The sequence below is a fragment of the Zongyangia sp. genome, assembly GCF_965361945.1.
On record NZ_CBDTOK010000138.1, the window covers coordinates 1 to 4507 of the forward strand.

The 4507-nt window shown below is 54.9% G+C and carries 6 protein-coding genes; 3 read left to right on the forward strand and 3 right to left on the reverse strand.

Annotated features, from left to right (window positions below):
- Together ACZ25G_RS08895 and ACZ25G_RS08900 are read right to left on the reverse strand one after the other, a co-directional pair.
- Positions 1–306, reverse strand: a 306-nt coding sequence (locus ACZ25G_RS08895; RefSeq protein ID WP_463682198.1) for a hypothetical protein, incomplete at its 3' end; no start/stop codon positions are given.
- A 52-nt stretch (positions 307–358) separates the two neighbouring features.
- Complete coding sequence (locus tag ACZ25G_RS08900) at positions 359–589, reverse strand: hypothetical protein (RefSeq protein WP_463682199.1); 231 nt, start codon at positions 587–589, stop codon at positions 359–361.
- Positions 590–740: 151 nt separating this feature from the next.
- Here ACZ25G_RS08900 and ACZ25G_RS08905 point away from each other — a divergent pair, with 151 nt between their 5' ends.
- Positions 741–1481 (forward strand): LytR/AlgR family response regulator transcription factor, encoded by a 741-nt coding sequence (locus ACZ25G_RS08905; RefSeq protein WP_463682200.1) that lies wholly within the window; start codon positions 741–743, stop codon positions 1479–1481.
- Complete coding sequence (locus ACZ25G_RS08910) at positions 1475–2734, forward strand: sensor histidine kinase (protein WP_463682201.1); 1260 nt, start codon at positions 1475–1477, stop codon at positions 2732–2734. The genes ACZ25G_RS08905 and ACZ25G_RS08910 overlap by 7 nt, the downstream gene beginning before the upstream one ends.
- A 96-nt stretch (positions 2735–2830) precedes the next feature.
- On the opposite strand, the gene ACZ25G_RS08915 is transcribed toward ACZ25G_RS08910, so the two are convergent.
- Positions 2831–3397 (reverse strand): 6-carboxytetrahydropterin synthase, encoded by a 567-nt coding sequence (locus ACZ25G_RS08915; RefSeq protein WP_463682202.1) that lies wholly within the window; start codon positions 3395–3397, stop codon positions 2831–2833.
- 325 nt (positions 3398–3722) lie between these two features.
- Here ACZ25G_RS08915 and ACZ25G_RS08920 point away from each other — a divergent pair.
- Positions 3723–4507, forward strand: a 785-nt coding sequence (locus tag ACZ25G_RS08920; RefSeq protein ID WP_463682203.1) for an ABC transporter ATP-binding protein, incomplete at its 3' end; no start/stop codon positions are given.

Sequence of the window (4507 nt, forward strand, 5' to 3'; positions counted from 1 at the left end):
CAGTCCCGTCAGAGGATCCAACCGCGCCAGCTCCTGCAATTTGGCATTGATCTCCACAATTTGCTTTTGCTGCTTCAGCATGACCGCGGCGTGGTGGGCGTGGGCCAGAGAGACCGCCAAAGCCACCACAAAGGTGATAGTCAGGTTAAGCCGGTCGCCCGCTCCCAGCAATGGGGCCATAATGGCACGAAACAGGAAGTTATTTTTCCGTACCGATTCCTGCAAAAATTCCTGACGGATATAATCGGGAATCTTCAATCGGAAGAGCAATCTTTGGTTAAATAAGTTCTGAATTTTACGCATCATCAAAATATCCTCTTTGAGATAAAAAAGATACACACAAACGTGCCGTGCCGCTTTACCCAGTCTGTATATCCGGCCAGCAGCAGATTCCCACCTCCAACGCCACTGGTTGGGTCAGGTGAAAATCCGCATAGCGGCAAAACCAGCACTGGCTGCCCTCTATGGGCAGGTGCCCTTTTCTGGGGGTAAATGCCGGACAACTCTGCCGGGGCCACACGCTGCCGCCCGATTTGGGGGCAGGCAGGGGCCCCCGCCGTTCACAAGGTGCATGACAATCCTGCCGCATAGCCAGACCTCCTTTTTGCAGCCCCTCTTGACGGTTTTTTGCTTCCATGCTATTTTCATTTTATAAAGCGCTATGAAATTTTGAAGAGGTTGTTCAAAATCTGATATGATGTGTGTAAAATTTTTACTCTGTACTGGAAGCGAGGATGCCCATGCTGCGGATTGCCCTATGTGATGATGACGAAAAACAGCTGAATCAGGCAGCGGCGCTGCTGAATACCTATCTCCAGCCCCGCCCTCACCTTCACGGGCAAGTGGAAACCTTCAGCAGCGGCGGCGCACTGCTGGCGAGAGCGGAGAACGCAGGGGGCTTTGACCTTTATATATTGGACATCCTCATGCCGGAGCTGGATGGGATTAACACCGGACGGCGCCTGCGTGCGCTGGGTGATGGCGGTGAGATCATTTATCTTACCAGCGCCAACGACTTTGCCGCTGACAGCTATGATGTCCGGGCCTTTTCTTATCTGCTCAAGCCGGTGGAGCAAGGAAAGCTCTTCCAGGTTCTGGACCAGGCGGTGAAGAAACTGAAGCAGAGGCGGAGCAGCGCCATCGTGGTAACCACAGCAGACGGCCCCCGGCGCATCCTGCTGGAGTGCATCCGGTATGTGGAGTGGATGGGGCGCTGTATGCGCTATTACTGTACCGACAGCACAATAGATTCTCAAACCATTCGGGTCTCCTTTCGGGAAATGGCCGCGCCGCTGCTGGCTGACCGGCGGTTTTTTCTGTGCGGAGCCAGCTTCGTGCTGAATTTCCAGCACGTAGCCGGTGTGAACGGCCAGACGGCTCTGCTGGACAATGGTCAGACTGTGGCGCTGCCCCGGGCAGCGGCGCCAGAGTTCAAGAAAGCCTGGGGCAACTACTGGCTGGAGGAATATACCGCATGGTAGAGCTGTTTTCCATGGAGTACCTGACAGCCCTGGGCATGACTATGGTGCTGCTGTTTCTGGACAGCCGGTATTCCCGGCGGCGCACCATTTCAACAGTCTGCGGCGCCATAGTCCTGGTCATGGCGGCGGTTGCCGGCATATGTGGGGTAGCCGGAGTTGAAGTTACGCTTCATATCTATCCCCTGATTGCCCATGTCCCGTCACTGCTGCTCCTTCTCGCACTCAGCCGTTTTCGGGGGTGGCGGCTTGTGTTTCAGCTGCTCTCCGCAATCCTTTTCTGTACGCTGATCCAGCACGGAGCCGGGTTTTTCTACTACCTGTCGGGCGGCTATTTCTGGGTGCTGGTCTTGTCCTACGCCGTCCTTAGCGCCGGGGTTATCTGGTTTCTGGTCTGCTTTCTGCGGCCGCTGTTTCTCCAGACTCTGCTGGAGCTGCGCCGGGGCTGGTGGCTTATATGTCTGGTGATGGCCACGTACTATGTTATCATTGTCTATCTGATCCCTGGCTATGTAGGCTTCACACGGAGCAGCACCATCCTCAAGCCTTCCATTTCTCTGCTGATGATAGGGTTTTACTCCGTTTTGATGTTCCTCTTTTTCAGCATCCGAAAAGAGATGGAGACCCGGCACAGCGCACAGCTGTCCGCATTGCAGTTGTCTGCCCTGCGAAGCCGCATGGAGGCGGTGAAAGCAGCTGAGGACGCCCTGCGCACGCAGCGCCATGACCTGCGCCACCGGCTCCAGGCTGTTGCAGAACTGGTATCACGGGGAGACAGAGAGTCCGCGCTGGAGTTCCTGGATGCCGCCCGGAAGCGGCTGGATGATCGGAAGGAAATCCGCTGGTGCCGTCCGCCGGTGCTGGATGCCGTGTTTTCCTCCTACTTTGACCAGGCCAAGAATCAGGGCGTCCACGTGGAGGCAAAGATCTCCCTGCCCGACGCCCTTTCCGTGGACGAGGGAGAACTGTCCATTGTCCTTGCAAACGCCCTGGAAAATGCGCTCCATGCCAATCTGGAGCTGCCCCCGGAGCAGCGGGAGATCCGCTGCAAAATGGTAGGTATGCCCAGCGTCATGCTGGAAATATCCAATCCCTGTACCGGCAATATCTCCTTTGACAGCCACGGCCTGCCGGTGGCCCAAAGGGAGGGGCACGGTCTGGGCGTGCAATCCATCTCTGCGTTCTGCCGGAAAAATGGGGCTGTCTTCCAGTTTGACCTGACAGACGGATGGTTTCGATTGAGGCTGGTGCTGTAAGCTGACGAATATGCGCCGGATCCGGGGATTCCCGAATCCGGCGCATAGCGGAAGGTATTGCGTTATCGTCTGCAGGACGCGCCCCGAGGCAGGGGCTTATCCCTTCTTGTAGCCGCACTTGGGACACACGCCTTTTTCGTTCAGCGCGATGCCGCACAGCGGGCAGCGGTCAATCTGATTGTGGGTCTCAAACTCCGCCGAGGCCGCATTGACGCCGCTGGTAAAGGTGAGCTTGGCGATGTTCAGCTTGTCCTTGAGCAGATCGTAGACAATCTTAATCATGCCCTCCACCGTCATGGTCTCCTTAGTCACCACCAGACGGCACTCAGGATAGGCGGTGGCCAGTTCAGTCTGGAAGGCAGGGCCCTTCATCTGGTTCTGGGGGGCCCCATTTCGAATTCCCTGCTCCTCATAGACCTTCAATACGGCAGGCAGAAGGGGGTCATCCTCCCGCAGAATCAGCGCGTGATCAAAGTTTTTCAGAACCGCCCACGCCGTCTTCTGAATCTCATTGCAGGGGAAAACCATGTTGACGCCGGTGTTGATGCTGTCCTCTACTTCGATGGTCAAAACGCCGGTGTGTCCGTGGAGATACTGGGCTTCGCCCTTGAAGCCATAAAACCGGTGGGCATACTGCAGATCCAATGTGGTAATGCTTCTCATTTGTAGACCTCCTTCATGATAATATAGACGGAATGCTTCAAGACTTGCCTGTGCCGGAATCTACTATAAATTCTATCAGGTATCTGGGATTTCCTGTTGCCTTGAGCTTCTTGATGTGGGTCCACTATACCTGAAAGTCCGCCTTTCGTCTGTGACAAAATCACCTTAAATTATTATTTTTATAAATTATTTTGCTCCAGCCGCCTGGGTGGTCCATCACACTTTCCATTGCCTATGGATCTGACAGAATAAGCAGCGGCCCAACGGCTATCCCATCCGGTGGGGCATCTTGCCTGCCATCACATAACAAAACAAGGAGATACCAATGAATTTGATTATCGAGCACCTCTCCAAGGCCTTTGAGCAAAAAGAGGTTTTGAGGAATATTAATTTTACCTTCCAGAACGGAAAGATCTACGGTCTGCTAGGTCGCAATGGGGCCGGCAAAACCACGCTGTTCAACTGTCTCAACCGGGATCTCAAAGCCGACGGCGGCGCCTTCTTTCTGGAAGAGGGCGGTGTGCGCCGGGAGGTGACGGCGGAGGACATAGGCTATGTGCTCTCTACCCCCACCGTGCCCGAATTTCTTACCGGGCGGGAGTTTCTGAAGTTCTTTCTGGACATCAATGAAGCCTGTATCCAGAACCCTAAGTCCCTGGACGAGTATTTCGATAGGATGAGTATTGCGCCGGAAGACCGGGACAAGCTTCTGAAAGACTACTCACACGGCATGAAAAACAAGATGCAGATGCTCATCAACATCATCGTCCAGCCCAAAATTCTGCTGCTGGATGAGCCTCTGACCTCTCTGGACGTGGTGGTGGCGGAGGAGATGAAAGGACTGCTCCGCTCCCTGAAAGAGGGCAAGATCACCATCTTCTCCACCCACATTTTGGACCTGGCCCTGGATCTGTGCGACGAGATTGTGCTGCTCAGCCACGGCGAGCTGGAGGCGGTGGAGAAGTCCAACCTGGACAACGAGGAATTCAAAGAGAAAATTATCACAGCGCTGAAAGAGGAGGCCTATGCCAAGCAAAAGCAGTTTATCACCGACGCCGGTCACGAGCTCAAGACCCCTATGACCATCATCAGCGCCGACGCCGATCTGGC